The organism is Psychrobacter sp. CX14, from assembly GCF_057396205.2.
On sequence record NZ_CM183187.1, the window covers coordinates 147,985 to 174,698 of the forward strand.

At 44.0% G+C, this 26,714-nt stretch carries 19 protein-coding genes and 2 tRNA genes; 10 read left to right on the forward strand and 11 right to left on the reverse strand.

Translation table 11 applies throughout. The features are described from left to right. Nucleotides 1–56 precede the first annotated feature (56 nt). From AC2SLO_RS00670 to rsmH, 7 genes are all read right to left on the reverse strand, one after another. On the reverse strand, nt 57–1,838 hold the full coding sequence (locus AC2SLO_RS00670) for a hypothetical protein (RefSeq protein ID WP_486540047.1): 1,782 nt from the start codon (nt 1,836–1,838) through the stop codon (nt 57–59). A 30-nt stretch (nt 1,839–1,868) separates the two neighbouring features. Then, complete coding sequence (gene mraY / locus AC2SLO_RS00675; protein ID WP_486540045.1) at nt 1,869–2,990, reverse strand: phospho-N-acetylmuramoyl-pentapeptide-transferase; 1,122 nt, start codon at nt 2,988–2,990, stop codon at nt 1,869–1,871. A gap of 227 nt (nt 2,991–3,217) precedes the next feature. Then, entirely contained in the window at nt 3,218–4,747 is a 1,530-nt protein-coding gene (locus AC2SLO_RS00680; RefSeq protein ID WP_486540043.1) for a UDP-N-acetylmuramoyl-tripeptide--D-alanyl-D-alanine ligase, read from the reverse strand. Nucleotides 4,748–4,823: 76 nt separating this feature from the next. Beyond that, nucleotides 4,824–6,584: a UDP-N-acetylmuramoyl-L-alanyl-D-glutamate--2,6-diaminopimelate ligase gene (locus AC2SLO_RS00685; protein WP_486540041.1), complete on the reverse strand. Its 1,761-nt coding sequence runs from the start codon at nt 6,582–6,584 to the stop codon at nt 4,824–4,826. 9 nt (nt 6,585–6,593) lie between these two features. Continuing rightward, the gene (locus AC2SLO_RS00690; RefSeq protein WP_486540039.1) at nt 6,594–8,708 is read right to left on the reverse strand and encodes a peptidoglycan D,D-transpeptidase FtsI family protein; all 2,115 of its coding nucleotides are present in this window, start codon (nt 8,706–8,708) and stop codon (nt 6,594–6,596) included. Beyond that, a complete protein-coding gene (ftsL, locus tag AC2SLO_RS00695) occupies nt 8,701–9,282 on the reverse strand; it encodes a cell division protein FtsL (protein WP_486540037.1) in 582 nt (193 codons plus the stop codon). Before ftsL ends, AC2SLO_RS00690 begins: the two co-directional genes overlap by 8 nt. Nucleotides 9,283–9,394: 112 nt before the next feature. After that, on the reverse strand, nt 9,395–10,435 hold the full coding sequence (rsmH, locus tag AC2SLO_RS00700) for a 16S rRNA (cytosine(1402)-N(4))-methyltransferase RsmH (protein WP_486540035.1): 1,041 nt from the start codon (nt 10,433–10,435) through the stop codon (nt 9,395–9,397). Nucleotides 10,436–10,802: 367 nt separating this feature from the next. Between rsmH and gltX the strand changes: the two genes are divergently transcribed. From gltX to AC2SLO_RS00720, 4 genes are all read left to right on the forward strand, one after another. Then, the gene (gene gltX, locus AC2SLO_RS00705; protein ID WP_486540033.1) at nt 10,803–12,326 is read left to right on the forward strand and encodes a glutamate--tRNA ligase; all 1,524 of its coding nucleotides are present in this window, start codon (nt 10,803–10,805) and stop codon (nt 12,324–12,326) included. Between the two features lie 58 nt (nt 12,327–12,384). Next, on the forward strand, nt 12,385–13,206 hold the full coding sequence (locus tag AC2SLO_RS00710) for a KilA-N domain-containing protein (RefSeq protein WP_486540031.1): 822 nt from the start codon (nt 12,385–12,387) through the stop codon (nt 13,204–13,206). Between the two features lie 60 nt (nt 13,207–13,266). After that, nucleotides 13,267–14,100, forward strand: a complete 834-nt coding sequence (locus AC2SLO_RS00715) for a helix-turn-helix transcriptional regulator (RefSeq protein ID WP_486540029.1) — start codon at nt 13,267–13,269, stop codon at nt 14,098–14,100. Nucleotides 14,101–14,238: 138 nt separating this feature from the next. Then, nucleotides 14,239–14,793, forward strand: a complete 555-nt coding sequence (locus tag AC2SLO_RS00720) for a YbhB/YbcL family Raf kinase inhibitor-like protein (protein WP_486540027.1) — start codon at nt 14,239–14,241, stop codon at nt 14,791–14,793. A 486-nt stretch (nt 14,794–15,279) separates the two neighbouring features. Here AC2SLO_RS00720 and AC2SLO_RS00725 read toward each other — a convergent pair whose 3' ends face one another. Beyond that, complete coding sequence (locus AC2SLO_RS00725) at nt 15,280–15,786, reverse strand: YgjP-like metallopeptidase domain-containing protein (protein WP_495637082.1); 507 nt, start codon at nt 15,784–15,786, stop codon at nt 15,280–15,282. Nucleotides 15,787–15,991: 205 nt separating this feature from the next. Here AC2SLO_RS00725 and AC2SLO_RS00730 point away from each other — a divergent pair, with 205 nt between their 5' ends. The 4 genes from AC2SLO_RS00730 to AC2SLO_RS00745 all read left to right on the forward strand — a co-directional run bounded on the left by AC2SLO_RS00730 (nt 15,992) and on the right by AC2SLO_RS00745 (nt 19,046). Further along, complete coding sequence (locus tag AC2SLO_RS00730; protein ID WP_486540023.1) at nt 15,992–16,879, forward strand: pirin family protein; 888 nt, start codon at nt 15,992–15,994, stop codon at nt 16,877–16,879. A gap of 257 nt (nt 16,880–17,136) precedes the next feature. Continuing rightward, a tRNA-Ala gene (locus AC2SLO_RS00735) sits at nt 17,137–17,212 on the forward strand. A 130-nt stretch (nt 17,213–17,342) separates the two neighbouring features. Next, nucleotides 17,343–17,418 (forward strand) — tRNA-Glu (locus AC2SLO_RS00740). A 548-nt stretch (nt 17,419–17,966) separates the two neighbouring features. Continuing rightward, nucleotides 17,967–19,046, forward strand: coding sequence for an MFS transporter (locus AC2SLO_RS00745; RefSeq protein ID WP_486540021.1), 1,080 nt, complete (start codon nt 17,967–17,969; stop codon nt 19,044–19,046). Between the two features lie 161 nt (nt 19,047–19,207). Here the strand turns inward: AC2SLO_RS00745 and AC2SLO_RS00750 are convergent, their stop codons facing one another. Beyond that, the gene (locus AC2SLO_RS00750; protein WP_486540217.1) at nt 19,208–20,551 is read right to left on the reverse strand and encodes a Do family serine endopeptidase; all 1,344 of its coding nucleotides are present in this window, start codon (nt 20,549–20,551) and stop codon (nt 19,208–19,210) included. Nucleotides 20,552–21,499: 948 nt separating this feature from the next. Between AC2SLO_RS00750 and AC2SLO_RS00755 the strand changes: the two genes are divergently transcribed. After that, nucleotides 21,500–23,752 carry a cation:proton antiporter domain-containing protein gene (locus AC2SLO_RS00755; RefSeq protein ID WP_486540019.1) on the forward strand — a complete coding sequence of 751 codons (2,253 nt, stop codon included), beginning with the start codon at nt 21,500–21,502 and terminating at the stop codon, nt 23,750–23,752. Between the two features lie 206 nt (nt 23,753–23,958). On the opposite strand, the gene tmk is transcribed toward AC2SLO_RS00755, so the two are convergent. Both tmk and mltG read right to left on the reverse strand, forming a co-directional pair. Continuing rightward, the gene (gene tmk / locus AC2SLO_RS00760; protein WP_486540017.1) at nt 23,959–24,600 is read right to left on the reverse strand and encodes a dTMP kinase; all 642 of its coding nucleotides are present in this window, start codon (nt 24,598–24,600) and stop codon (nt 23,959–23,961) included. 24 nt (nt 24,601–24,624) lie between these two features. Beyond that, nucleotides 24,625–25,818, reverse strand: coding sequence for an endolytic transglycosylase MltG (gene mltG / locus AC2SLO_RS00765; protein ID WP_486540015.1), 1,194 nt, complete (start codon nt 25,816–25,818; stop codon nt 24,625–24,627). Nucleotides 25,819–25,940: 122 nt separating this feature from the next. On the opposite strand from mltG, the gene AC2SLO_RS00770 reads away from it, so the two are divergent. Continuing rightward, entirely contained in the window at nt 25,941–26,705 is a 765-nt protein-coding gene (locus AC2SLO_RS00770; protein ID WP_486540013.1) for a DpnI domain-containing protein, read from the forward strand. Nucleotides 26,706–26,714 lie beyond the last annotated feature (9 nt).

Genomic DNA, 26,714 nt, shown 5'->3' on the forward strand with positions numbered 1-26,714 from the left:
TTATGCAAAATCAGGGCGATAAAATAAGTGCACTCACTTGACCCATATAGGGCGCGTTAAGACCAATGCTTTAATAACTGGTCAATATAATGCTTATTGTATTCAATAAAGCTATCCGCTTCGAGTTGACGATTCACGCTATCGAGCTTTGATCCCACATCTTTTTCTTTATTTGCCTCAAGGGGAGTGCGGGTATTGGGTCTTGTTAACTTCAACAACAAATTCATTTCACTCTCGTCCTCAACAGCATATTGCATATGGTTTAAGTCCGTTTGCTGTTTGAAGTGGTTTAATAAATTTTCTAACTGCTGCTGGAGTGCTTGTCGTTGATCACACGTGGTCTGGGTTGCAAAGAAGATGGCCTGCATATCCGATAACGTAGTGGCTTCAAGATTGGATAAAATCACTTGATAATTGGTCGCTTGCATCTCATCTGGCTGCTGAGCAATCAGCCAGCGCAATAAAATCTTAAGCTCCATAATGGTTTGTCTAAATTGGTGCTCTCGCTCATTTCCCACAGACGCAAAGCCGGCCATCTTTTTCTCTAAGATGGTCTTATTGAGATCTTTAACCTGTGCCAAATTCAAAGAGATAAGACGGTCAATACGTGCTTCGTGCTGTTTTTTAAATAAATCTCTAACATCAGGGCTTACCTTACCATCTTTGACAAACTGACTGGCTGTCTCATCTAGGCGTAAAATCGTATTATAAGTTAAGTCTTTAATAGACTCTTCCACACTGGTAGCAAGGTAGGGGTGGGCTTGCTTTAGGTAATCAAGATGGCCATAAAGTACATTGGTTGCTTCAATCAGTTGCTTGAGCCGCGAAGTAGGTTTTGCCGTTAATAAAATCGATAAGTGTGCAGCATGGCGCTTACTGGACAGCGGCATAAAATACGCATCACTCTCTGTTGGCTTGACTGATTTTGTGCTTTGCTCAGAATTGGAGGTCTTGGGGTTATTACCCCCAATAAACCAGTTTTTTATTCGCTTCCAAGTCACTGATAACATATTAGGGGAAGAAGAATTATTAGTGGTTGTTAATGCATAGTTATCGGCACTGACAGCACTATTATTTGTTTTGGCAAGATGTATTTTACTGCCAATATAATCCTGTAGCACCCAATCCGCCAAAGCATGTGAAATATCTGCATTGACTAAGGTAGGTGACTTTACGATAGTTGATAAGGAGGGGATACTAAATGCCAATAGACGCTTTTTTTGCCACCCTTTTAGCTGCTGTTTGATACCTTGTACACTACTGTTAAGTAGGCATACTCGAAGATTGCTCTCGACAATCAGTAAATTATAATAAGGTATAAAATAATCAATATACGATTGACCATTAACCTCTACATATTCGGCTATTTGAAGTAATTCATAGGCAACACTGGCATGAGGGCCTTTACCGGTAATATAAGAATCTTGTTCTTCATCAATAAACAGCGGTTTATTTTCTATTACTTGCTTCATGATTCTGTCTTGGTTGTCTTGTTCTAAATAAGGCAAAAAACCAGTACTATCATAATAAGAAAAGGTAAAAGATATGGCTTGAGTAATATCATATAGGCGGCGGCGCTGCTTAATATCTGTCGTCTCATCATGAAACACCACATAAAATTCAGGCAACACAACATCCGTTAAATCATTTAAGAATACCTGCCAACATTCAATCGCTTGTCGGCTTTTACTGTCTTGAGTATCCGTCTCTGACTTGACCGTTAATTTAATCAATAAATTGCTCAAACGGGTTAGCAAGAGATTATAAGCACGTGCCTGCTGCTTGGTTATCGGCCCAATGTGATTACGATCAATTGGATTTTTTTCAACAGAATTCATAAGCAAAACAGTTCACCTTGATTACTTTGTTTATCTTAGTTTCAATGTCATCAAGCCTAATACTACTAACAAGATAGCAATAATCCAGAAACGCACCACCACTTGAGTCTCTTTCCAGCCAAGCTCCTCGAAATGGTGATGTAGCGGTGCCATTAAGAAAATACGCTTTTTACGCAGCTTGTATGAACCGACCTGTAGCATTACTGATACCGCTTCTGCCACAAACAAACCGCCCATAATCGCAAACGCAATTTCTTGGCGGGTCATCACTGCGATTGTACCGAGCATAGCGCCCAAGGCCAACGCGCCCACATCGCCCATAAACACTTGTGCTGGATGTGCGTTGTACCACAAAAAGCCCAAACCAGAACCAATCATTGCTGCACAGACAATAGTCACCTCAGAGTTATAAGAGATATAAGGCACATGCAAATATTCAGCGAAACGTACATCCCCAGAGACATAAGCAAAGGCACCGAGCCCAGCTGCCACAAACACCACTGGCAAAATAGCCAAGCCGTCTAAACCATCGGTCAAGTTCACCGCATTCGATGAACCATTAATCACAAAATAGGTAAAGATAATAAAGGCAAGACCAAGAGGGGCAACGGAGAAAGGAATAATCCAGTCTTTGAAGACCGGTAATAGCAAATCTTGCATAGCGCGTGTAGTGGCAATGTCTGGCTGCTGCGAAGCGATATAATAAAGCGAACCACCCACAAACAACGCACCCAGTGATAACCAAAAATACTTTTTTCGAGCAATCAAACCTTTAGGGTTTTTATACTTGATTTTCAGCCAGTCATCTGCCCAGCCCACACCGCCAAATATAACCATGACCACCATCAAAATCCAGATGTACGGGTTGGTTAAATTCGCCCAACATAAGGTAGCAAAACCGATGGAGGTCAAAATAAGCACCCCGCCCATGGTCGGTGTACCGGTTTTGGCTAAGTGGCTTTTGGGACCATCATCACGTACCGCTTGGTCATATTTGACGCTACGCAGATAAGCAATAGTGCGAGGACCCAACATGATACTAAAAGCAAGAGAAGTAATAACGGCCAACAAGGCACGCAAGGTTAATGATGAAACCGCCGAGAACGGTGAATAGAATTGACTCAACACACTGTCAAATAACCAATATAGCACCGCTTACTCCTCATTTATTTACTTAAAATTTTGTAGGTCAATATAGGGCAAATACCTGCCAGCTTGCGGCACTTAATAATGCTCAGCACAGTGACAACCATTTAATCATTACAATTAATCGTAAAACTATCGCAAAAACACCATTCTAAGAACAGCGTGGCTAGAAGTTTATACCAAAAAAAACATGCCGACGTTATCAAGTTAGCAATCATTGGCTGACTTAATCGTTATTGATAAGCCGCTGATTGTTTGGTCAAATCCTCGATAAGGGTTTCCATTGTGGCACTGCGCGAGCCTTTAAACAGCAAAGTGCACATTTGATTTTGTGCGCTCTTCTCTACCAATATAACCTCAAGCTTGGCCAACAGCTCAGCTTTGGTTGCAAAAGCATACGCAGACTTCATACCCTGACTGGTCGCGCCAGATATCGTATGTGGGGCAAATTCGCCCACACTCAGCAATAAGTCAATCTCTTTATCAGCAATAGCAGCACCTAGCTTGGTATGCTCATCAATCGATGCATCGCCCAACTCGCCAATATCACCCAACACTAAAATCTTAGTGCCCGCTTGAGCAGCAAGCACATCCGCTGCCGCACGCATTGAATTTGGATTGGCATTATAGGTGTCATCGATAATATGATGTTGACCCAAAGTCTGACGACCTAAGCGGCCTTTGCTAGACTGCGCTTGTCCCAGACCTTGTGCAATAACTTGCGGGCTAACACCCAAAGCATAAGCACAAGCAGCTGCCGCTAACGCATTGCTGACATTGTGCTGACCGGCCATAGGCAGCGTTACCTCTACCGACACTGCGTCCAAATCGGCTGACGCATTATAACCAACCGTAGGCAAATGTAAAATGAACTGGCTTTGTAACGCCGTAGTATACACATCCGTGGCATAAATATCTGCCTTGCTTGGCGTGCCAGCCTGCCAACCAAAGCGTAGCACCTTATCGCTATATTGCAGTGCTGTCGCAGTTAGCTGGCTACTATAATCATCATCTGCCGGCACCACGGCAGTTCCTGCTTTTGTTAACGACTGATAAATCTCTGCTTTGGTCTTAGCAATGTTATCTCGACCACCGAACTCACCCAAATGCGCAGTACCTATGTTTAAGATACAAGCCACATCTGGCTTAACCATCGCTGAGGTATATTCAATCTCACCGACATGGTTAGCACCTAATTCAAGTACTGCGTATTGATGCTGATTTTCTAACTCTAGCAGCATCATGGGTACGCCAAAGTCATTGTTTAAATTACCACGGGTAATCAGTGTGGAATGACCTTCCGCCTTGGCTGCATTTTGACTCGTCTCAGACTCTACGGCGACAAAGATACTGCGTAGCATCTCTTTCACTGTGGTCTTACCACTAGAGCCCGTAATGGCTATCACTTTTAAATCGCTGTGCTGCTGACGGCGATAGGCGGCAATGTGACCGAACGCTAAGCGCGTATCATCAACTTGTAATTGCGGCACATTAACCTTGCCGTTAACGGTGCTGACAATAGCCGCAACTGCGCCCTTCTCTACCGCAGCTTCTACAAACTGATGACCATCAAACTTGTCACCGACAATGGCTAAGAAGATATCGCCCGCTTCAATTTTACGCGTGTCGGTAATGATACGAGTTGCTTGAATCTGACTACCATCAGCTAGGTGATGCCATTGACCGTTAACTGCTTGCGTTGCTGCGACTAAGTTATCCGCCTGCCAAATGTATAAGCCACTTTGGGTGTCCGCTATTGCCATCTTTTATAGTTCCTAAAATTGATACCGTCTGCTATTTAGAGTCAGTGTCAGGCTGAGATAATTAACTATTTCTCTTTTAACACTCATATTTTTTAATCAACGCCTCTTGCAGTACTAAACGATCATCGAAGTCATAACGCACGCCCTTTATTTCTTGATAGGTCTCATGACCTTTACCTGCAATGACCACAATATCTTCTCTTCCTGCGTGTTCAGCTGCATGGGTTATCGCCTCACGTCTGTCCGCAATGATGGTGGTTTTCGCATACTGCTCGTCAGTCATGCCCTCGACCATATCCTCTAAAATCAGCGCAGGGTCTTCGCTCCTTGGATTATCTGAGGTCAGAATTACTTTATCGGCGACGCTTAAGCCTGCTTGTGCCATTAACGGACGCTTGCCTCTATCACGGTCACCGCCGCAGCCAAATACTGCCCATAAGTCGCCACTGCAATGCGGTTTAAGACTGGTTAATACTTGGGTTAACGCATCTGGAGTGTGTGCATAGTCAACAATAAACACACCGTGCTCCCTACTTGCTGACTCCACGCGCTGCATGCGCCCACTTGCGCCTTGCAGCTGGCTAACCAGTTTCGGCATGAGTTGCTCATCGATACCCAATGCCAGACCTGCAGCAATCGCCGCCAATAAGTTAGCAACGTTAAAGCGACCTAACAGCGGGCTATTGACCGTTAGCATGCTAGATGAGTTTTCAGTGCCTGATACCTTATCTCCTGCTATTTCAATATCAATAGTCGCGCCCTCTAAGCTTGGGCTGATATTTTTGGCAATAAACGTCGCATCAATCGTATCTATTTGAGCCACCCTTTCTTTTAAAGCATCTGTATTAAACCCAGAATTTAAGCTATATACCCACACCTGAAGACCAGATTTAGTGGCCGTCTCAATCATAAGCGGTGCAAAATCATCATCGATATTAATAATCGCATGGGTCAATTGAGGAAAATAAACGTTATCAAATAGGCGGGCCTTGGCACGTGCGTAATCTTGCATATCAGGATGATAATCCAGATGATCACGGCTTAAGTTAGTGTACACCGCCACTTGTACCGGTACGCCTTGCAAACGCTGTTGATCAAGTCCGTGCGAGCTGGCCTCTAATGCCAGTAAATCCACACCCTCGTTGGCCATCTGATGTAAAAACGACTGCACCGCAAGCGCATCGCCTGTGGTATGGCTGGCTTGGATTAAGTTATCTAAACGACCATTACCGGCCGTGCCCATCACCGCACTATTTTGCAGCTCTGGCAGCTTAGATAATTGGCATAGCTGAGCAATTAATTGGCTAATAGTGGTCTTACCATTAGTCCCTGTCACTGCAACAATATGTGGCAATTGAGCCAATAGATCATCACTGCTTTGAATGGTTGATAAAGTCGATACGGGCAGAAGGCTTAACTGAATTAAAGTGCCTAGAATATCGCGAATGTTGGGAACAAATAGCAGAGGGCAGGCATTGTCTAGACTATCGTCATACTTTAAATCTTGTGGATCGATCTCGCTTAAGATAAAAGCCGCCTGTTGTGAGGCAGTCTTGACATAGGCTTGGCTATTTTGGATAGGCTGAGTATGGCTTTTTAATAGCACAAAAGCCGCTGGTTGAGCGGCATCTGATGAGGATAATTGGCGACTGTCTAAAACGAATGCTGAAAAAGGGGTATCTAGTACGGTTTGCTTTGAAGTCGCCTCTGCTTGCAGCTGCTGCAAAGGCGTTTGATTAGAGAACACGTTTGATGTGGTGCTTAACAACTGACGCAGAGTCAATGCCTTTGATTCTGCGTCAGCGTTAGTGTCGTTGTGTTGGCTATGTACTGTCATCTAATTGCCCTATTCTGATTTTAACGGCTTGTCTAGTGGCACATTATACAGACGCAGCGCTTCTTGCATCACATTGTGGAATACAGGTGCTGCCACGATACCAGCGTAATGTGCTTTGCGAGGGTCTTCGACTAAAATAACCGAGACCAAACGCGGGTTAGATGCCGGCGCCATACCTGCAAACACGGTACGATATTGATCAGTATAATAGCCACCATTTGGGTTCACACGGCGTGATGTTCCTGTTTTACCTGCCACACGGTAGCCATCAATGGCGGCCGCTGTCGCTGTACCACCTGGCTGAGTCACGGCTTCCATCATTTTAACCACTGCCATCGCCTTGTCTTCACTAATAATGCGCTGACCTGGCACTTTTTCTTCTTGCTTAATAAGCGTGAGCGGATGCAGCACACCACCTGCACCAAGCGCTGAATACGCTTGAGCGATTTGTGCTAAGGTGACCTGTAGACCATAACCATAACTGACGGTAGCACGGCGTGAGGTTTCGTTTTCTTTAGGTGTTGGGATAATACCGGCTTGCTCACCTGGGAGCTGCAACGCGGTTTTTTTACCAAAGCCGAAGCTCTTTTGCATATTGGTAATCGCATCAGGCGGTAATGACAGCGCAATCTTGGTAGAGGCCACGTTACTCGATTTTTGAATCAAGGTGCCCATCGTAATCGAGCCCAAGTTATTATGGTCACGAATGGTATAGCCTTTGACGCGAATCGAACCTGGACTAGTATTAATCAACGAGCGCTCAGTATATTTACCCGACTCTAATGCGGCCGCTACCGTAAATGGCTTCATTACTGACCCGGGCTCAAACACATCGAGCACCGCACGGTTACGCTGATTGTTACCGGTCATTTCATTTAAATTATTGTTGTTAAATGACGGCCATGTTGATAATGCCAATACCTCACCGGTATGCACATCAACGACCATACCAGTCGACCAGCGTGCTTCTTGCACGCGCCCTACCCGCTCAAGCTCTTTGTACAGCAAATACTGCAAGCGTGAATCAATCGATAACGCCACATCTTCGCCCGGTACAATCGGTTTGATTTGCTCAAGCTCTTCGATGCTGTTTTGATAACGGTCTTTTAAGACGCGCACCTTGCCATCTTCGCCAGCCAGTTTCGCTTCATATTGACGCTCAATACCGGCACGTCCCTGATAACTGCTCTTAGGATCATTGGCGTTATAGCCCATAAAACCAAGCAGTTGCGCATTCGGCTGCGGCTGCGGGTAATAACGGCGGAACTCTTGTTTTTCATACACACCAATAAAATCGAGCTGCATCACTGCATCAGCAATCTCAGGGGTAACTTTATTTAATAATGGCACATAATGCGAGCCAGACCCTTTTGGCAAAGCGGCTTTAACCGCCTCTTCATCTTCAAAATCGATGCTGTTATCTATCGCTACAGCTTGCTGCAAGCGTTCAAGAGATACGCCAGAGATAGAGGCCAGACGTGTTAAATCCATGTCGTCTAACTTTTTAAGCAGACGCTCGCGGGCCTCTGGATTGTCGCTATTTTTTAAAATACGCTTTTGTAGGTCATAATAAGCCAGTGCATAGTCATAAGGGCTAAATGAGACGCTTGATAGCGGTGCACTCACTGCCAATGGCTGATTATTACGGTCGGTAATCATGCCACGGTACGCGCGCTGCGTGCGCTCACTGGTGATAATCTCGTTGCCTTTTTCAATATAGACATTTGAGTTAACAACTTGCAAATCAATGGCACGAATCACCAGCCCTAACAATAAAAATAGCGCCAGCCCCCACATAATCTTAAAGCGAATGAGATCGTTTTCAACGCCGCCACGGGTTAACGCCCCGCCTTTTGGCCCAAAGCCCCATGCACCGCGCTGTTTAACACTGGTATAGACGCCATTATTGTCGTCTTCTTTTTTCCAGAACGTCAGTTTACTAAGTGCGCTTTTGTTTGCACTCTTTTTGGCCGCTGATGGCTTTGTGGTCGACTTCTTGGTTGATTTGGTCGTTTTTTTGTTTAATGGCTCAGTCACCTTGCCATGTAAAGGTTTGTTAGCGCCCTTTTTGGCGGTGGACTTACGACTGCTCGCCGTATTCTTGGTAGAAGGCTTCTTAGTCATCTACGCCTCCTTGCTCGGTCGTGGCTTGCGCTCCAGCTTGTGTCTGCTGTTGTGGCTGACTGCCTTCGTCGATGTTTAGATGATCACCCGGCTTGGTAGACATTGGCTGCAAAATCAGCTTATCTTTGGTAGTCGGAGAATACATACCCAATTGAGTTACCGCGCGATTCGCAATTTGCGGCGTGGCACTAAAGGTCTGCTGTTCAATCACCAAACGCTGATTCTCAATTTGTAGATTACGGTGCTCTACTTTCATCTTTTGCAGCGCCATATAGTCTTCATGATACTGCTGTATCTGTTCTGCATTTAGAATGGCGGTCCAAATAATCGCGATGGCAAGCAGCGCCATCAACACCGCATAAAAGCTTATGCCGCCGTAGCGTTTTGTGAGCAGATCGCCCATTGCTAGCGAGTGCGAATCCAATTCATCCTGACGAGGGGGTTGTTTATTTGCCATATAGTGACTGATTTGTTGACCTATGCGCTGTGAATGACTCAATGAAAGAGCAGTTTTATTTGTTAGGGAAGACTGTGCTGTCTTAATCATACCACTCTCTGGACGTGCAGTAAGCACAAGCATATGCTTAAACAGCGGCTGTACTCAATTTAAGTAGAATAAAAATAAAATGAAGATAACGGTGTGAGTCAATAAGCAGATGACTCATCATTTTAGTCAATCAAGTGGGTTATGAAGACATCTCTGTATTATATGGGGTATCGCTGCGTGTGGCTACTCTTAACCACGCACTTCGTGAACGATTATTACCACCGACTTCTGCCTTACTTGGTGCAATACGCTGCGGCTTACTAAAATAACGCGGACGCAGTGGTGGCATCGGCAGATTTTGATCTTCTGGATATTGACCACGACTGTGACGCTGCAAGAACTGCTTAATACGGCGATCCTCTAATGAATGGAAGCTAATCACGGCAAGCTGACCATGAGAGGCCAGTAACGGCAAGCTTTGCTCTAAGAAGCTGTCAATATCGCCAAGCTCATTATTAATAAAGATACGCATGGCCTGAAAGCTTTGGGTTGCTGGATGTTTGCCTTTCTGCCATTTTGGATGCGCCTGTTTAATCACTTCGGCCAGCTCTAGAGTCGAGGTGTATTGCTCCATGCCCTTGATAGCGCGAGCAATACGGCGGCTGTGACGCTCTTCTCCAAAGTCATATAACACATTGGCTAAGGTTTCCTCGTCCACCGTCTCTAGCCATTCACCAACCGACTGACCGCGGCTGGTATCCATACGCATATCAATGGCGCCGTCACGCATAAAGCTAAAGCCGCGACTGCCATCATCAAGCTGCGGTGACGATACGCCCAAATCAGCCATAATACCGTCGACTTGAGTGACACCATGCGCCTTTAGGCATTTGGTAATATCAGCGAAGCTTTCGTGAACCACCACCACGCGGCTGTCTTGTGCGGCTAAATCATTAGCAACTGCAATCGCTTCCGGGTCTTTATCGAACACAAATAGCGTCGCATCATCACTTAGATAATTGAGCAGTAATTTGCTGTGCCCGCCACGGCCAAATGTCGCATCGACATAGATGCCAAAGTGCTTCGGCGTATCATCGCTCAGCGACTTCTCACCGAGTACCGCAGCCACGGTTTCAAACAATAGCACTGTCTCATGACTAAATTCTGAGGAAGCAGTCTCGGCTTGAGGTGGATTTGATTGAGTAGAAGGTTTTGAGGCGGGGTTTTGGGCGTCGGTCACAGTAAAGTTGATCCCTTAAAAATAAACAGCAAAAAGGTAGATTAAACCCCTCCATTATCGCAAGCTATAGCCGCTTGTCAAGAAAAGCAAGATAAGTTAACCAAACAAAATGTATGACCAGTTTCATCCTCTTTTTTATAGGTCTTTAAAATCGGTATGACCCTCTTATTAAAGAGACAGTTTAAGACGGTCATTTCAAGCATCCATATAAGACGACGACACTCAAGAGCATTACGCATTATAAGCACCAAATCAAACCTGTTATAATAACCGTCAAATATTACTACCCCTTTTGCATTATTATTTTTACACTGTTTTATTACTGATTATTTTACTATCTTCAATTTCACAAACCTAAGAGATAACCATGACACAGACCTCTGTTAATCGCCCTGTTCGTACCCGTATTGCCCCCTCACCTACCGGCTTCCCTCATGTTGGCACGGCGTATATTGCTCTATTTAACTTAGCATTTGCCAAAGCAAATGGTGGCGAATTTATCCTACGTATCGAAGATACTGACCAAAGCCGCTCGACCGATCAATCAGAAAAAATGATCCTTGATGCGCTGCGCTGGGTTGGTTTGGATTGGGCGGAAGGTCCAGACAATGGTGGTCCGCACGCGCCATACCGTCAAAGTGAGCGCAGTGATATTTATAAAAAACATGCCCAAGAATTATTAGACAAAGGTCACGCCTTCCGCTGCTTCTGCACCCCAGAAGAGCTTGATGAGATGCGTAAAGAGCAAATTGCACGTGGCGAAAACCCACATTATGATGGGCGTTATGCTGACTTCCCACGTGAAGAATCAGACAAATTAGCCGCTGAGGGCAAACCCTTCGTCATTCGCATGAAAGTACCTAGCGAGGGCGTGTGTAAGGTGCAAGATATGCTGCGCGGCGAAGTCGAGATTCCTTGGGAACAAGTCGACATGCAAGTACTGCTTAAAACTGACGGCCTGCCAACTTATCATTTGGCCAACGTGGTTGATGACCATTTAATGGAAATTACCCACGTGATTCGCGGTGAAGAGTGGCTAAACTCAGCGCCGAAGCATCAGCTGTTGTATGACTATTTTGGTTGGGAGATGCCTGTACTGTGCCACATGCCATTGCTGCGTAACCCAGATAAATCAAAACTGTCTAAGCGTAAAAACCCAACCTCTATCACCTACTACCGTGATGCGGGCGTGTTGCCAGAAGCACTACTGAACTATCTGGGCCGTATGGGTTATTCAATGCCTGATGATAAAGAAATCTTCACCTTAGATGAGATGATTGACAGCTTTGACATCACTCGTGTATCGCTTGGTGGCCCTATCTTTGATGTGGAAAAATTGAACTGGTTAAACGGTGAATGGCTACGTGCTTTATCACCTGAAGAGCTTCGAGATAAAATCCTAGTATGGGCCAGTGATTCAGATAAATTAACCGCCATTGCGGCAGCGATTCAGCCACGTATTCACCTGCTATCGGATGCGGTAAACTGGGGCGGCTTCTACTTCCAGAACCTACCAGAGATTAAAGCCGAAGATTTCGAGCACAAAACGCTAACGCCTGAGCAAATTATCGAAATCTTGCAAATCGCAACGTGGAAGCTTGAGACGTTGCCAGAGTGGACAGAAGACAATATCTTTAAGACGCTTAAAGGCTTGAGCGCTGCGCTAGATATCAAACTGCGCGATATGATGGCGCCATTCTTTATCGCTATCGCTGGTAGTACCTCATCCACGCCTGTGATGAACTCTATGTTTGTGATTGGCGCTGATATGACTATGGCGCGCCTACGTCATGCGGTTGAAGTACTGGGTGGTCTGGGCAAAAAGAAACTCAAAAAGCTTGAGAAGACGGCAGCGGATATGCCAGACTTTTTAGGGGATGTTGAGGGGTAGATTTTGAGCTAGCACTGTCATTTTAATGGTAAATCTTTCGTCTTAAAGGAGTAAGTCTGTGAGTAAGCATAATAGAAAAATAACGGTTAACGACATCCCTATCACTGTCTCACGGATTGAGGAAGAGGATTTTTTAAGCCTAACAGATATGGTTAAAGGGTTTGAAGGTGGCTTATCATTAATAGAGGCATGGCTTAGGAATAAAAATACGATTGAGTTTTTAGGCACTTGGGAGCGTATTAATAACCCTAATTTTAATTCCCCCGAATTCGAGGGAATTAAAAATCAAGCTGGGCTAAACCGTTTTTCTTTGTCAGGTAAGCGTTGGGTCGAGAAGACCAATGCTATTGGCATTAAGTCTAAAGCGGGACGTTACGGTGGCACGTACGCTCATAGAGATATCGCTTTTGAATTTGGTGCATGGCTAAGCCCCGAGTTCAAACTATACTTAATTAAAGAGTTTCAACGCCTAAAAGAAGAGGAAGCAGGACGTCAGTCTGTTGAGTGGCAAGCAAACCGAGAGTTGGCGAAGATTAATTATCGATTGCATACTGATGCCATTCAGCAAAACCTATTACTTGGCATTAACGAGAAAGAGCATTGGAAGCATTATACTTCTGAAGCGGATATGCTAAACGTTATTGTTTATGGGCAAACGGCTGCTACATGGAAAAAAGAGAATCCTGATAAAACGGGAAATCAGCGTGATTATGCCTCTCATTTAGATAACGCCATCATTGCCAATATGGAGATGCTCAACTCGACTTTAATTCAGCAAGGTATTGTTATGAGCGAGCGCTATAAGATATTAAAGCAACAGGCTGAGCAGATGCGAGCCACTCTTGAGGATAGTCCTACTATAAAAAGGTTGGATGGTTAAGAAATCATAGTAGTATGCCTCCAATACCTACTACTTTATCAATGTTTAATAAGTATCCCTATGCTAAATCCACCCCCAGCCGTATTACACCTAAAATCTCGCAACGAAGTTCGGGTGCGTGAGCTGACCCTACGCGATAATATGCTGTGCTTAATCACCTCTGGTACCAAGTATTTGTTACAAAATGAGTCAAGCCGTTTGACTTTTAACACTCATAGCTTACTAATGCTACACCAAGGTAGCACGGTAGATATCATCAACGAGCCTCCAGCAGGTGCGCCGTATCAAGCAACCGTAATCGACTTATCTGCTGACTATCTTGAGTCCTTTACTACTCGTTATCAACATGATTTATCAGCTATTAAAACCATGCCTTACAAGCCTGATACTTTAGCAATCACCTCTGTGACTACAGATATAGACATAAAAGCCAAAGCAGTGCTTAGTGAAACCTTTAAGCGTACCGTAACTAGTATTGAAACGTTTAATAGAGCGGATGGGGCTATAGATTCGCTGATTTATCGGCATCGTTTAGATGAGCTATGCTTACTGCTTGCAAGTTTAGGCTATCAATTTAAGGTCGGTAGCACTATGACCATGAGCGATAAGGTTTTTCGACTTGTTGGTAGCCAGTTGCATAAGACGTGGAAAAAAAGTGAAGTGAGTAAAACGCTCAATATAAGTGAAAGCACACTAGACCGTAAGCTTAAAGCAGAAGGCACTAATTTTAGTCAATTAATACGTACTTTGCGTCTAGAACAAGCCATGAGTTTACTGTTACAAAACCAGCTATCAGTTGGAGAAGTCGCTTATGCGTGTGGCTATCAATCACATAGCCGATTTAGTCAGGCGTTTTATAAACATTTTGATGCATTGCCCTCTGCTATTTGTTAAAGGTTGCTAATATTTTTAAATTGATGCGTTGGGCATAAACATTGAGGCAATATGGCGAATGAACTGAAGTGAGCTCCTATAGAATACATAGGGTCAGTAGTCAATACTGACCCTATTTATTTTTTAAGGACTTAACCTATGAAGACCAAAGTTTTATGTGCGTTAATGTTATCTACGGTCGCCATGCAACCCAGTTTTGCTGAAACGTTTACCGTAAATAGTGAAAGCTTTATCCAAGGCAAAAAACTCACCGACAACCAAGTGTTTAACGGGTTTGGGTGTGACGGTGGCAACTTATCCCCTGCCCTTTATTGGCACAATGCTCCAGAAGATACCAAAAGCTTTGCAGTGAGTTTATATGATCCCGATGCGCCAACAGGGTCAGGGTTTTGGCATTGGACGGTGCTCAATATCCCAAACCATGTGACTCATTTAAATCTTGATGCAGGCAATCTGAGCAATAAGAATTTGCCAGTGGGTGCGTCGCAAGTCCGCAATGATTATGGCATAAAAGGGTTTGGTGGAGCGTGTCCGCCTGCGGGTGATAATCCACATCGTTATGCGTTAACCATTCATGCCTTGGATGTTGCCAGTATCGAGCTTCCAGCGGACGTCAGTCCAGCCGTTGCAGGCTTCATGATTCGCCAGCATCAAATCGGTAGTACGTCGGTGACAGCACATTATATGCGCTAGAGTCATATCAAGTTAGCTCGCCACTTAAACACGTAGGAAAGGGTTTATCATTAGGGGATAGCCTGTCTTTTCAGCCCAGTTTATAAGCAACCTCCTACTATAGCTAGCTTCAGAAATATTTTAAACCTGCTGCTTCTAATTGACTCAAAAATAACGCAAGTTTTACGCAGGTAGAACCTGCGTTTTTTATTGTCTAATTATTCTAAACAGGTTATTTGTATTGACTAATATTACTTGCCTACCGTAAGGTAAAACTACAATCTTTTTTGACTATATTTTACCCACAGCCTACCCAACACTTTTCTTATAAATCTGCTCTGAGATATAATTGCTTATAACTATCATTATTAGCCATACCACTAGTTGCCACTGAGTTGGGATATTAAACATACGAGTCATCAATATGGCGATGCCAATGCCTACTAACGTGCTCAGAATTCGATATACATATTTCATGGTAACTCTCCTATTAGCTTATACTATCCTTCACTTCTTACTCTCCAAATCCCGCCACAATAGCCAAAGTCTAGTGTCCAGCTCAACCTGATGATAATCAGGCTGCATATGACAACACAGCTGATAAAAGGCTTTATTGTGATCGCTTTCCTTAAAGTGTGCCAACTCATGCACCACAATCATCCGTAGAAACTCTGGCGGAGCCTCTCTAAATAGACTGGCCACAGTAATACTGTTATGTGCCTTAAGCTTACTCCCCTGTACCCTCGATTGATGGGTATGAATGCCAAGCGCATTTTTGAGCACACTCAGCTTGCTGTTATAACTCACTTGGGACAGCTGCCCTACTTTACGCATGTTTTGATTTTTAATCTCAGTCACATACTGATATAGCGCTTTGTCATTTTGAATCTGGTGGGTATCCGGATATTTTTGTTGTAGGTACGCGCCAAGCTTATTTTGCTCAACAAGCTGTTTAACTTGGTCTTGTATATGAGCGGGATAATGCGCGATATATTTTAAAGCGGTCACAGTCATGTCCTATTTTAAAAAGCTGTAAATCAACGATTTATTAAGATATCTCAAAATTTATTAAAAAGTAAAACTAAATCTATATGTGCAAATAATTAAATTTAGTTAACAATACTTACCTAATCAGTAACACACTAATAACACTCTAATCCATTGAAGGGCGTACTATTAGCTCCATATATAGAGCATAACGAAACATTCGGAGAAGGTTATGACTAATAAAATTCAAAATAATGTCACTATTACTCAACCTCGCCAAGTTGAACACTTATATGCGGGTGTCGATACCCAAGATGGTGCGGGTGTTAAATTAACCCGTGTGCTAACTCAGCAATTACAAAAACGTCTTGATCCTTATCTAATGCTCGATAACTTCAAAAGCGATAACCCAGACGATTATATCGCAGGTTTCCCAAACCACCCACACCGTGGTTTTGAGACGATTACCTATATGATTACTGGCCGTATGCGTCACAAAGACAGCGCCGGCAACGAAGGCTTATTAGAAAACGGCGGCGTACAATGGATGACCGCAGCCAGTGGTGTCATTCACTCAGAGTTACCTGAGCAAGAAGATGGCGAAATGGAAGGTTTCCAATTATGGTTAAACCTACCAGCCAAGGACAAAATGAATGACCCTTGGTATAAAGACTTCCAAGACGCAGATCTGCCTAAATTTGAAACCGAGAATGGTACCAAAGTGACCGTTATCGCTGGTGAATCAAATGGGGTTGAAGGGGCAGTGACTCGTGAAGTGACTGAACCTACCTATCTTGACATTCATTTGCCAGCAGGCGCAAGCTTTAGCCACGAGATACCGGCAAACCATAATGCATTTGCCTTCGTCTATCGTGGCCACGCAAGCATTGCGGATCAAGAAGTACCGGTTAAAAACATGGCGATTCTAAAAAATGATGCCAACTCTGATGGTATCGTGATTGAAAACGCTGCTGATGAAGAGACCAAAGTAATCCTTGTTACCGGTCGTCCATTAAATGAGCCTATCGTTCAATATGGCCCATTTGTGATGAACTCACAGCAAGAGATCATCAAAGCAGTAACCGACTTCCAAGAGGGGCGTTTTGGTGAAGGTGCGTAACCGACACCGACGTCTTAGCGTACAGTAAGTCACCCCGTATTGACTTACTGCAGTACTGATAAGGTCGCCAATTTGGCGACCTTATCTTTATGGGGTATTTTAAGCGATTTTAATTCAATAAAAATCTACTACTAAATATATTTAAAACAAGGTCTTAGCAGGTATAAGAACAAGTATTTTAAATTAATTACTCTTTTTTCGAAAAAAGGTATTGACAGAATCACTATCCTCGCCTAAAATACGCCCACTCTTAGCAAGGGGCTATAGCTCAGTTGGTAGAGCACTTGCATGGCATGCAAGGGGTCAACGGTTCGACTCCGTTTAGCTCCACCAATACTAAGAATAGTTGATAATCATCATATTTTATATATAATGACCGTCAGCGGCACCAACGTAAGCACCTAGGCAACGCTATTCATAGCACCTTACGTTGTAAAACTATTTCATGTTTACATGATTTTGTGTCCCGTTCGTCTAGAGGCCTAGGACCCCGCCCTTTCACGGCGGTAACAGGGGTTCGAATCCCCTACGGGATACCACCTATTCGAGCTTGTCTTTAATAGACTGTTTTAATCAACAGCATTAGAAGATAAGCAACTAAACCTCCAATCAATGATTGGAGGTTTTTTTATGCCTTGCTATTTAGTTATTACTGTTTTCATCTCTTTACTCTCTGTCAACTGTCTCAAAACTCTATATTCCCTGTTAACCCTCTTACTTTAAGATACAAGCGGTGACTTAAACTGTGATTTTAATAATCTGAGGCTTTAATAGCCATTTGATAAAAATAACCTTGTTTAAAGTAATGCCTATTTACTATTTCACATAACCGCTACTCTCTTTATTTAACGTTACACAAGTACACACAGTACACACCCTTATAGGTACAAGTATACATTTCGTGTCAAAACCTTACCAAACTTAATCTTTTTAAAGTTTGGCTGTGATAGTATTCAAAAATCAAAGCTAAACAAAAACTTAAGTCAAACGTTTAGTCATTGACCAAATAAAATAATTACACTCTATTTTCAAAGTCGGCACCTGACAATTTCGGCTTTGAAATAATACTTTTTATGAGGATAACAATATGATGCCATCTTATACACCACAGCGTCGCCCATCTTGGCGCGGCGTAATAGCAGGGCTTTTGATGGGTTTGATCGTGGTTATGGCCATGATTGCACTAGCTCTAGTTCTAAGCTCTTTCCTACCTTTTAGTCTTCAAGGTACCAGCATAGCCGCTGGTATTTATGCTGCTATTACCGCTTTAGTTAGTGCTTATGTCGCAGGCTACTTTGCTGTGAAATATTCAGCACCTGAAACCCTTTTCGGTGATGGTACTGAAATTGATCCTAAAGATGCCACTTTAACTGGTCTATTAACAGCAGCAGCAATGGTTGCGCTAACCACATTGATGGCTATTAATGGCGCTACAAGTATTTTATCGTCAGCGACTAGTGCTGTAGGCAGTACAGTTAGCACGGTAGCGAGCACTGCAGCCTCAGCTGCTGGCGGTGTTGCCACGGCTACTTCTGGTGCGGTTGGTACAGCGGTAGAGCAGTCAGATGTAAATATGCAACAAGAAGCTAAAGATATCTATAACAAAGTAACCGGTGATATCAGCCGTAGTGATATCGAAAGCTGGGTTGCTAAAAACACCCAAGGTCTAGACCAAGAACAAATCACTGCGACCACTGATGTGGTTGAAGAGATGGTTAATGAGCAAAAAGCAGAAGTACAAGATCTTGACTTCACCAGCCTCGATACTTGGAAAAACATTGATGAAATCGCTAAAAACCGTTTGGCTGATATCGAACAAACGCTAACTAGCGATGAAATTATCACGCGTTTACAAGCTGAAGGTCTCAGTGAAGCTGAAGCTCAAGAAGTTCGTAATGAAGTTGTTGCCTCTTACAATGAGTACAAAACTGAAACTGAGCAAATGGTTGCTACTGCCCAACAAAAAGCTGACCAAGGTATGCAAAAAGTGGATCAAGCCTTAGATACTGCTGAAGATGTGGCACGCAAAACTGCCTTATATTCAGGGTTATTCTGGTTGATTAGTGCGCTACTTACTTTCCTTGCCAGTACTATGGGTGCAAGAAGTGCCGCTGCTAACTACCGCTTAGACAAACCAATCGTTAGAATGGGTGACAATGTACGTTAATTGAGACGATTACTTTAAATCAATATTATCTTTTTTAGTGTTATTGGTTTAAATGCAATTTGCTCCTATCATATAATTATCCATATAAAAAAAAGCACCCTGATTGTCAGGGTGCTTTTTTTATGGCTACGTATAGAAGAAGATAAGTTAAAGGAAATAATTTAGCTGAGTCTCAGACCAATAATTGCTGGGATACCTTGACGGATGACTTCAATCGTGACCACCCCTTCTGTCGGAAGTTGACTCAATGCCTTCTGAAAGTCCTCTATATTAGTGATTGGCCTTTGATGAAGATTGGTAATAACATCTCCTGGGCGAATACCTGCACGTGCTGCAAGCCCTGTTGGATCGACCTCTGTGACCAGTACGCCTTCACCGCCAAGCTTCGCTAAGCTTGCCTCAGGCAATGCCTGAATACGTAGGCCTAAGCGTACTTGGCTGTTATTAGCCTTAGTCATGGTATCAGACGTCACATCACTTGGCGCGACTTCAAGCTTACCTGAGATACGTCTGACTTTGCCGCCACGCAAAATTTGTGCAGTAAAGCTGTCACCTGGCTTAGAGCGGTTGATTTGGTTAATCAAGTCATTGGCTTCTAACACATTACGGCCATTAAACTGGGTAATAATATCGCCTGATTGTAAGCCCGCCGCTTCTGCAGGTGACTTTGACGATACTTTAATCACTAGAGCACCTTGTGGCTTACTTAAGCCATAGGCTTCGGCTAGATTGCGGTCGATATCTTGTGGGAATAGACCCAAATAAGCACGGGTTACTTCGCCATTTTGTTTTAATTGCTGATAGATATCCATCGCCGCATTAATGGGAATAGAGAACGACAGACCCATATAGCCACCGGTACCACTAAAGATACGCGAGTTAATACCTATTACCTCACCTTTGCGGTTAAACAACGGGCCGCCCGAGTTACCTGGGTTTAATGCCACATCAGTTTGAATAAAAGGCACACTGGTATCACGTGAGAAGTTACGTGATTTGGCACTGACGATACCTGCAGAGGCAGAATAGTCAAAACCAAATGGAGAACCAATTGCCAGTACCGGCTCGCCTACTTTTAGTAAGGTAGAATCGCCAGTTGGTAATGACGGATACGTCTTACCAGGTTGTGGCTTGACTTTTAACACTGCCACGTCCGAACGCTCATCACTACCAACTAAAGTCGCATCCAGCTCGGTACGGTCATTTAAGGTGACTGTGATTTTATCAGCACCAGCAATCACATGATGGTTGGTTAGTAAATAACCATCAGCGGTCACAAAGAAGCCGGTACCGTAATTATATTCGATGGCAGGGGCGGTTTGTGCGCCCGGTATGCGAATACGGTTACCGAAGAATTGACGTAATAGCTCAGCAGTTTGCGCTTTGGCCAACTCTTCTTGACTGACTTGCTTAACCACGTTAACGCGGACCACACCTGGGGTCACTTGCTCGACTAGGTCAGAGAAGTCAGCAGCGACCACAGCGGCCTGAGCAGAGGTAGGCATGGTAGAGGCAGCAACCACAGCGCTACTCACCGCTAATCCGCCAATACCAGAGCTAACGCCGATTGCGCTTAGGGTTAATAATGAACTTGCTCCTAAGGCTTTCAAAGCAGCCTGTCCTTTTTTGAGTATAGGACTAAAAGCTGCTTTATTATCTTGATTCGTATGTGTTTTTCTCATTTGTCTCGCCAAGTTATTTGGCTCCATGTTATTCACTGTTGTATCCTCCAAGAGTACTTTCCTTTAAATAGTCTGTTATCTGCTGAGCCTAATGACTTTATCAGCGCTCAGACGTATATGCTCATGATCTTTATAATCAATTACTTTGATAAAATTAACAAGTATGCAGACCTCGCCTTACTCTTTTATACCAGAGTTTTAACACACTCTGATTGCACGCGTTTGTAATTTTGGTAAATAGTTTCCTGTTAATAGCCAATATTTACATCGACTGCTATTACCATTAAGACATTCTTGATGACGTGTAGAGCAGATACAATCCACTTTTGTATTTCGTGATATCATAACACGCAGTGAATCATCGATTTTAATCATTGCACTGATTACTTACCACATTATTTATCACCGTATTGGCAGAATAATTACAAGCATTAGGTTATCAACTTAGATAGGATACCTGTCTTGATAATTAGTTGGATAACTCGCTTATTGATAAACTGAGTGTACAAATAATCTTTCTTAAGTGCTGACAATAGATTAAAATCGACTGATGACTGTTATTGAACAACAAAACAGCTGCCCGAAAAAGCCTAGTTATGACTAGGCTTTTTTTTACAGTACGTCTTTTTAATAGCCATATTTGAGCCATATCCATCGGATAGTCATCAATATTTATTATAATAATAAAGCACGTGCGTCTACCATTAGATAATGGGTTAGCTGACACAAAATGATATCGTGATGATGTCTTGCAAACACAAGGAAAACTTCATGGATACCGCCTTATTACTATCTGGCGTGGTCGGGCTTGGCATTGCAGCTCAGTGGCTTGCTTGGTACTTAAAACAGCCGTCCATCTTATTTTTATTACTTATCGGCATCTTCGTTGGTCCTGTGATGGGCTACTTTGATCCTGATGCTGTGCTCGGCGACTTGCTGTTCCCGTTCATCTCCCTCGGTGTGGCCATCATTTTATTTGAAGGCTCATTGACCTTAGAGTTTGAGGAGATTAAGCAACACGGTAAAGTGGTACAAATGTTGGTCTCCTTAGGTGTGGTTATCACCATTGCGGTGGTGGCACTTTCCACTTACCTATTATTCGATGTCGATCCGCTGATTGCCCTATTATTTGGCTCCTTGGTGTGTGTGACCGGCCCAACGGTAATCATGCCGCTGCTGCGCAGTGTGCGTCCGAATAAGACCATCTCCAACATCTTGAAGTGGGAAGGTATTATTATCGACCCTGTGGGCGCCATCGCAGTGGTTTTGGTATACGAATACATCATCTCAGGCGGTGAGGCGAACAGTATCTTCTTGTTTGCTGAAATCGTCATTATCGCGACTATTATCGGTATGTTTGGTGCCTTTGTACTGGCAAACCTGATCAAGCGCCATATGATTCCTGAGTTTTTGCATAACGTCTTTACCTTGGCATTTGTGCTGTTGTTATTCTCTTTATCTAACCATTTAGAACATGAATCAGGCTTATTGGCCGTGACCGTAATGGGTGTTGCCCTAGCTAATTGGAAAGGCTTCCCACGTGAGCAGATTTTAGAGTTCAACGAATCGTTAACGGTTCTGCTTATCTCGGTTCTGTTCATTGTATTGGCCGCCCGTGTACAGCTTGATAGCTTATTAAGCGTTGGCTTTAGTGGCCTTGTGCTATTGGCAATTGTCATGTTTATCGCACGTCCATTATCGGTATGGGCATCAGCAATGGGGTCGAATTTGAAGACCTCTGAGAAGATGATGATTAGCTGGATTGGCCCACGTGGTATTGTTGCCGCGGCAATCTCATCACTGTTTGCGATTCGTCTACAAGAGTATGACATCCAAGGGGTTGAGCTACTGGTACCACTGGTATTTATGGTGATTATCGGTACGGTCTTGATTCAAGGCTTGGGTGCTAAAATCGTCGGTAACTTGCTTGGTGTACGTGAGCCTGCCAGTAACGGCGTGCTTATTGTCGGCTCAAACCCAGTGGCATTAAAAGTCGCTGAATCGCTGCAAGAACAAGGCTTTGATGTATTGGTTGCACATAACAACTACACCAATATTGCCAAAGCACGTATGGCCGGTCTACGCACTTATTTTGGTAACCCAATCTCAGACCATGCAGACCGTCACTTAGACTTGATTGGTATTGGTCATTTATTTGCGATGAGTACCGACAAAGAGATGAATACGCTGTCGGAGCTGCATTACCGTCATGAGTTTGGTGAACAAAAAATCTATCGCCTTAAATTCAGTGATGATAAGTCTAAAAATGAGCGTGAAAAGAAACGCTCGCACTTCGAATCACGTTGGTTGTTTGGTAAAGATGTGACCTACACCAAGATGGCCAGTATGCTGTCGAAAAAGGCCCGTATTAAGATTACCAACATTACCGACAGCTACAGCTATAGCCAGTATCGTGCGGATAATAAGCAGTTTGTGCCGTTATATACCATTGATAAAGAGGGCCATCTTAACGTCATTACTGACAGCTTCGAAAATGAGATTCCACGTGACCATAAGCTGGTTGCACTGGTTATCGAAGGTGAGGTTCAGCCAAAAGAAGTCGATGTGACGCAAAAACAAAATGAAGCGCGTGCTTTGGCAGACTCACAGTTTGAGGCGACCTCGAAAGCGCCAGAGAAGCGTAAGCAAAAGACGCTGCTTGATGTGCGTGACCCTATGTATGATGACGATAAACAGTCAGATACTAAAGCGGATACCGCAACTAAGCCAAAAGCGGAGACTGCTGCTGCACCGGAAACGGCCGCTACGACAGATGATAAGTCTAAAGCTACGCTAATGCCGACACCTGCTACTCAGCTTGAAGCCGACTTAGCAAGCAAGCTTGAAAAATCGCTTGAGAAACAAACCGAAGCGTCTAGCAAGAATAAGAACACCTCGGTTAAATCGCTACAGTCGCAAGCCAATGGTAACTCGCAAGCCCCGAAACAAGCCGATGGCTCACTAGATCCAGAGCGCCTACCAGACACGCAAGCACGCAAAAATGAAGCTGATAAGAAGTCGTGAGTTAGTGATCGCCCTAAAAGTTATCGTTAAACCGTTACCGTAAACAAGGGCAGCCCATGGGCTGCCCTTTTTGTTGTCTGTCTCTATAGTTAGCGAAGTCTAACATGGTTATAAGGCAACCGAGCGCAATTACAAGCGTAGGTTTAGCGGGTTAACACCGTAACCGTTTAGTAGGTCACTAACTCTACCAGACAAACTAATTAAACTTATAATGCACTCACTACATCCCAAATACGCTCAGCAACTTGCGTCTCATCGCCGCTAGCATCTACACGCTGAATACGGCTGAGATTGTTCTGATACTGCTCGCTAAAGCCCTGATAAACCCGCTCAAAAAAAGCCATCGCTTCTTGTTCAAAACGGTCGGCTGCGCCACGTTTACCGGCACGGCGCATGCCCTCTTCTACCGGTAAGTCTAACCACAATGTGACATCGGGCAAACGTGGCACAAACTGCGTCACTAATGTCTCAATTTTGCACAAAACCTCAGGGTTAGCAAAGCCGCGGCCATAGCCTTGATAGGCAACCGTAGAGTCAATAAAGCGGTCGCAGACCACCCACTTACCGTCCCTAAGCGCTGGCAAAATAACGTGATTCAAATGGTCGCTTCGTGCCGCAAACATCAGTAGCAGCTCGGTATCATCATCAATCTTGGTATCAGTGTCTAGTAACAGGCCGCGTAGCTGCTCTGCAAAGGGACTACCCCCTGGTTCACGAGTACGCACATAATCAATGGCTTCTACCTCTAATCGCGCGCACAGGCTATTGATAGCAGTGGTCTTACCCACGCCCTCTGTGCCCTCAAAACTAATAAATTTACCTTGCCCAGTTACCGCCGCTGATGTCATGCTTCCCCCCACCTAATCTGCTAATTAATTGCTGTTTTTCTCACGCATTACTTTGAGATATTCTTGCACCGCGCGGTTGTGCTCAGCATAGGTCTTGGTAAATTTATGTCCGCCATTACCAGTAGCCACAAAGTACAACGCATCACTGTCTGCAGGGTGCATTGCCGCTTCAATTGAGGCATGTGAAGGCAGTGCGATAGGTGTTGGCGGCAAGCCGTCGATTTGGTAGGTATTATAGGCGGTCTTCTCATCGATATCGGCGCGGCGAATATTACCGTCATAACGATGACCCATACCATAGATAATGGTTGGGTCTGTCTGCAAACGCATGCCTTTATTCAGACGGTTGATAAATACCGCTGACACCAATTCACGCTCTGATGGCACGCTGGTTTCTTTTTCGATAATAGAGGCCATAATTAGCGCCTCGTAAGGCGAGTCATACGGTAAATCATCGGCACGATTGGCCCACGCTTTATCTAGCGCCTCACGCTGACTTTTATATAAATCAGTCAAAATCTGCTTGTCGGTCGCACCTTTAGCATAATGATAAGTGTCAGGGGTAAACCAACCTTCTAAATTATCCGAAAACTCGCCATCTGGCGTAGTGGCATCAATCTCTAATAGATTTTTGAAATTATCTTTGGGCGTGCCATCGGCATTGAGTACTGTCAGCTCAACGCCTTCGGTCGCCGCTAGAGCACGATATAAATCGGCAGCAGTTTTACCCTCAATAATCTGCACCACGACCATATCCATCTTCTGCCCTTCTTGAAACGCATCAATTAACTGCTTCAAGCTTGGGTTCTCAGGGACCTCGTAAGTGCCGGCATGTAGTGGCGCATCGACACTGGTCTTAATATACAACTTGGCAATCATCGATGAGAACATGGGTACATCTTGTTGAAACTGTGGCAAGAAGCCGTAATAGCTCTGCCCCTCTTCCACCACCAAATCCCCGCCTGACTGATTGGAGTGACCAAATAAGGTCTGATACCCCATGGCAGCGATAAATAGCAAAATCAGTCCTAGCACCAGTAATACCTGATAGCCGCGATTGCTACGTGGCTCAGGCGCTTTATGCTGCTCCGCTTTGGCACCGCATACTAAAGACACGTCGGTTTTCGGCATATGCTCTGTCTCGATATGCGGTGGTTGCTGGGTTTCAGGCGGAGTACTCGAATTATTATCAGGTTTTTGAATATTTGGTTCGCTCATAGCCACTCACGAGGTAAAAGTTTGGCTAGAATTTAGCACTCTCTGAACTTATATTCAATGGGGATTAGGCATCTAGGCGACTTTAACTTATACTTATAGCAGGCTCTTTTGGAGAATAGCTTATGGATTTACAGTTTAATCAACAGTTGGCGAAAGGCTATACTTCAAAAAGCCAAATCATTAGAGTATTGAGTGAAGATTGGGTAGCGCGTCACGGCTATTGCCCGAATTGCGGCTGTAATCCCTTAGCAAGCTTTGCCAACAACCAACCTGTTGCTGATTTTTATTGTCAACATTGTCAGGAACAGTACGAGCTAAAAAGTAAAAGAGCGAAACTTAGCCATATTATTAATGACGGCGCTTATGCCACCATGATTGAGCGTATCAATAGTGATAATAACCCGAACTTTTTCTTTTTAACTTATTCGAATCAGTTAGCCGTTAACAATTTTCTGATTATCCCTAAGCACTTTTTTACTGCGGATATGATTATTCAGCGTCCGCCACTACCACCCTCAGCAAGACGAGCCGGCTGGATTGGCTGCAATATTGACCTAAAAAAAGTACCTGAAATTGGTAAAGTATTTTTGGTAAAAAATCAGCAGCCTGTCGCTACTCATCAAGTCACTGAACAGTTTCAGAAAGCGTTATTTTTGCGTCAGCAAAAACAGCGCAGCCGTGGGTGGACATTAGAGGTTATGAGCTGTGTAGATAAACTACCCGTACGTTTCAACCTAAATGATATGTACGCATTTACGGACTATCTAAAGTCTCGATACCCTAGCAATAATAATATTCAGGCAAAAATACGACAGCAATTACAGATATTGCGCGATAAAGGACTACTTGAGTTTTTAGGCAGTGGACAGTATCGAAAAATAGGCTAATTTTTAAGG

Bases quoted from the DNA above. Each gene is read 5' to 3' on its own strand.
- AC2SLO_RS00670 (WP_486540047.1), bottom strand. From the start codon at position 1,838: ATGAATTCTGTTGAAAAAAATCCAATTGATCGTAATCACATTGGGCCG.
- AC2SLO_RS00680 (WP_486540043.1), bottom strand. From the start codon at position 4,747: ATGGCAATAGCGGACACCCAAAGTGGCTTATACATTTGGCAGGCGGAT.
- AC2SLO_RS00685 (WP_486540041.1), bottom strand. From the start codon at position 6,584: ATGACAGTACATAGCCAACACAACGACACTAACGCTGACGCAGAATCA.
- AC2SLO_RS00690 (WP_486540039.1), bottom strand. From the start codon at position 8,708: ATGACTAAGAAGCCTTCTACCAAGAATACGGCGAGCAGTCGTAAGTCC.
- gltX (WP_486540033.1), top strand. From the start codon at position 10,803: ATGACACAGACCTCTGTTAATCGCCCTGTTCGTACCCGTATTGCCCCC.
- AC2SLO_RS00715 (WP_486540029.1), top strand. From the start codon at position 13,267: ATGCTAAATCCACCCCCAGCCGTATTACACCTAAAATCTCGCAACGAA.
- AC2SLO_RS00720 (WP_486540027.1), top strand. From the start codon at position 14,239: ATGAAGACCAAAGTTTTATGTGCGTTAATGTTATCTACGGTCGCCATG.
- AC2SLO_RS00725 (WP_495637082.1), bottom strand. From the start codon at position 15,786: ATGACTGTGACCGCTTTAAAATATATCGCGCATTATCCCGCTCATATA.
- AC2SLO_RS00730 (WP_486540023.1), top strand. From the start codon at position 15,992: ATGACTAATAAAATTCAAAATAATGTCACTATTACTCAACCTCGCCAA.
- AC2SLO_RS00745 (WP_486540021.1), top strand. From the start codon at position 17,967: ATGATGCCATCTTATACACCACAGCGTCGCCCATCTTGGCGCGGCGTA.
- AC2SLO_RS00750 (WP_486540217.1), bottom strand. From the start codon at position 20,551: ATGCCTACCTCTGCTCAGGCCGCTGTGGTCGCTGCTGACTTCTCTGAC.
- AC2SLO_RS00755 (WP_486540019.1), top strand. From the start codon at position 21,500: ATGGATACCGCCTTATTACTATCTGGCGTGGTCGGGCTTGGCATTGCA.
- tmk (WP_486540017.1), bottom strand. From the start codon at position 24,600: ATGACATCAGCGGCGGTAACTGGGCAAGGTAAATTTATTAGTTTTGAG.
- mltG (WP_486540015.1), bottom strand. From the start codon at position 25,818: ATGAGCGAACCAAATATTCAAAAACCTGATAATAATTCGAGTACTCCG.
- AC2SLO_RS00770 (WP_486540013.1), top strand. From the start codon at position 25,941: ATGGATTTACAGTTTAATCAACAGTTGGCGAAAGGCTATACTTCAAAA.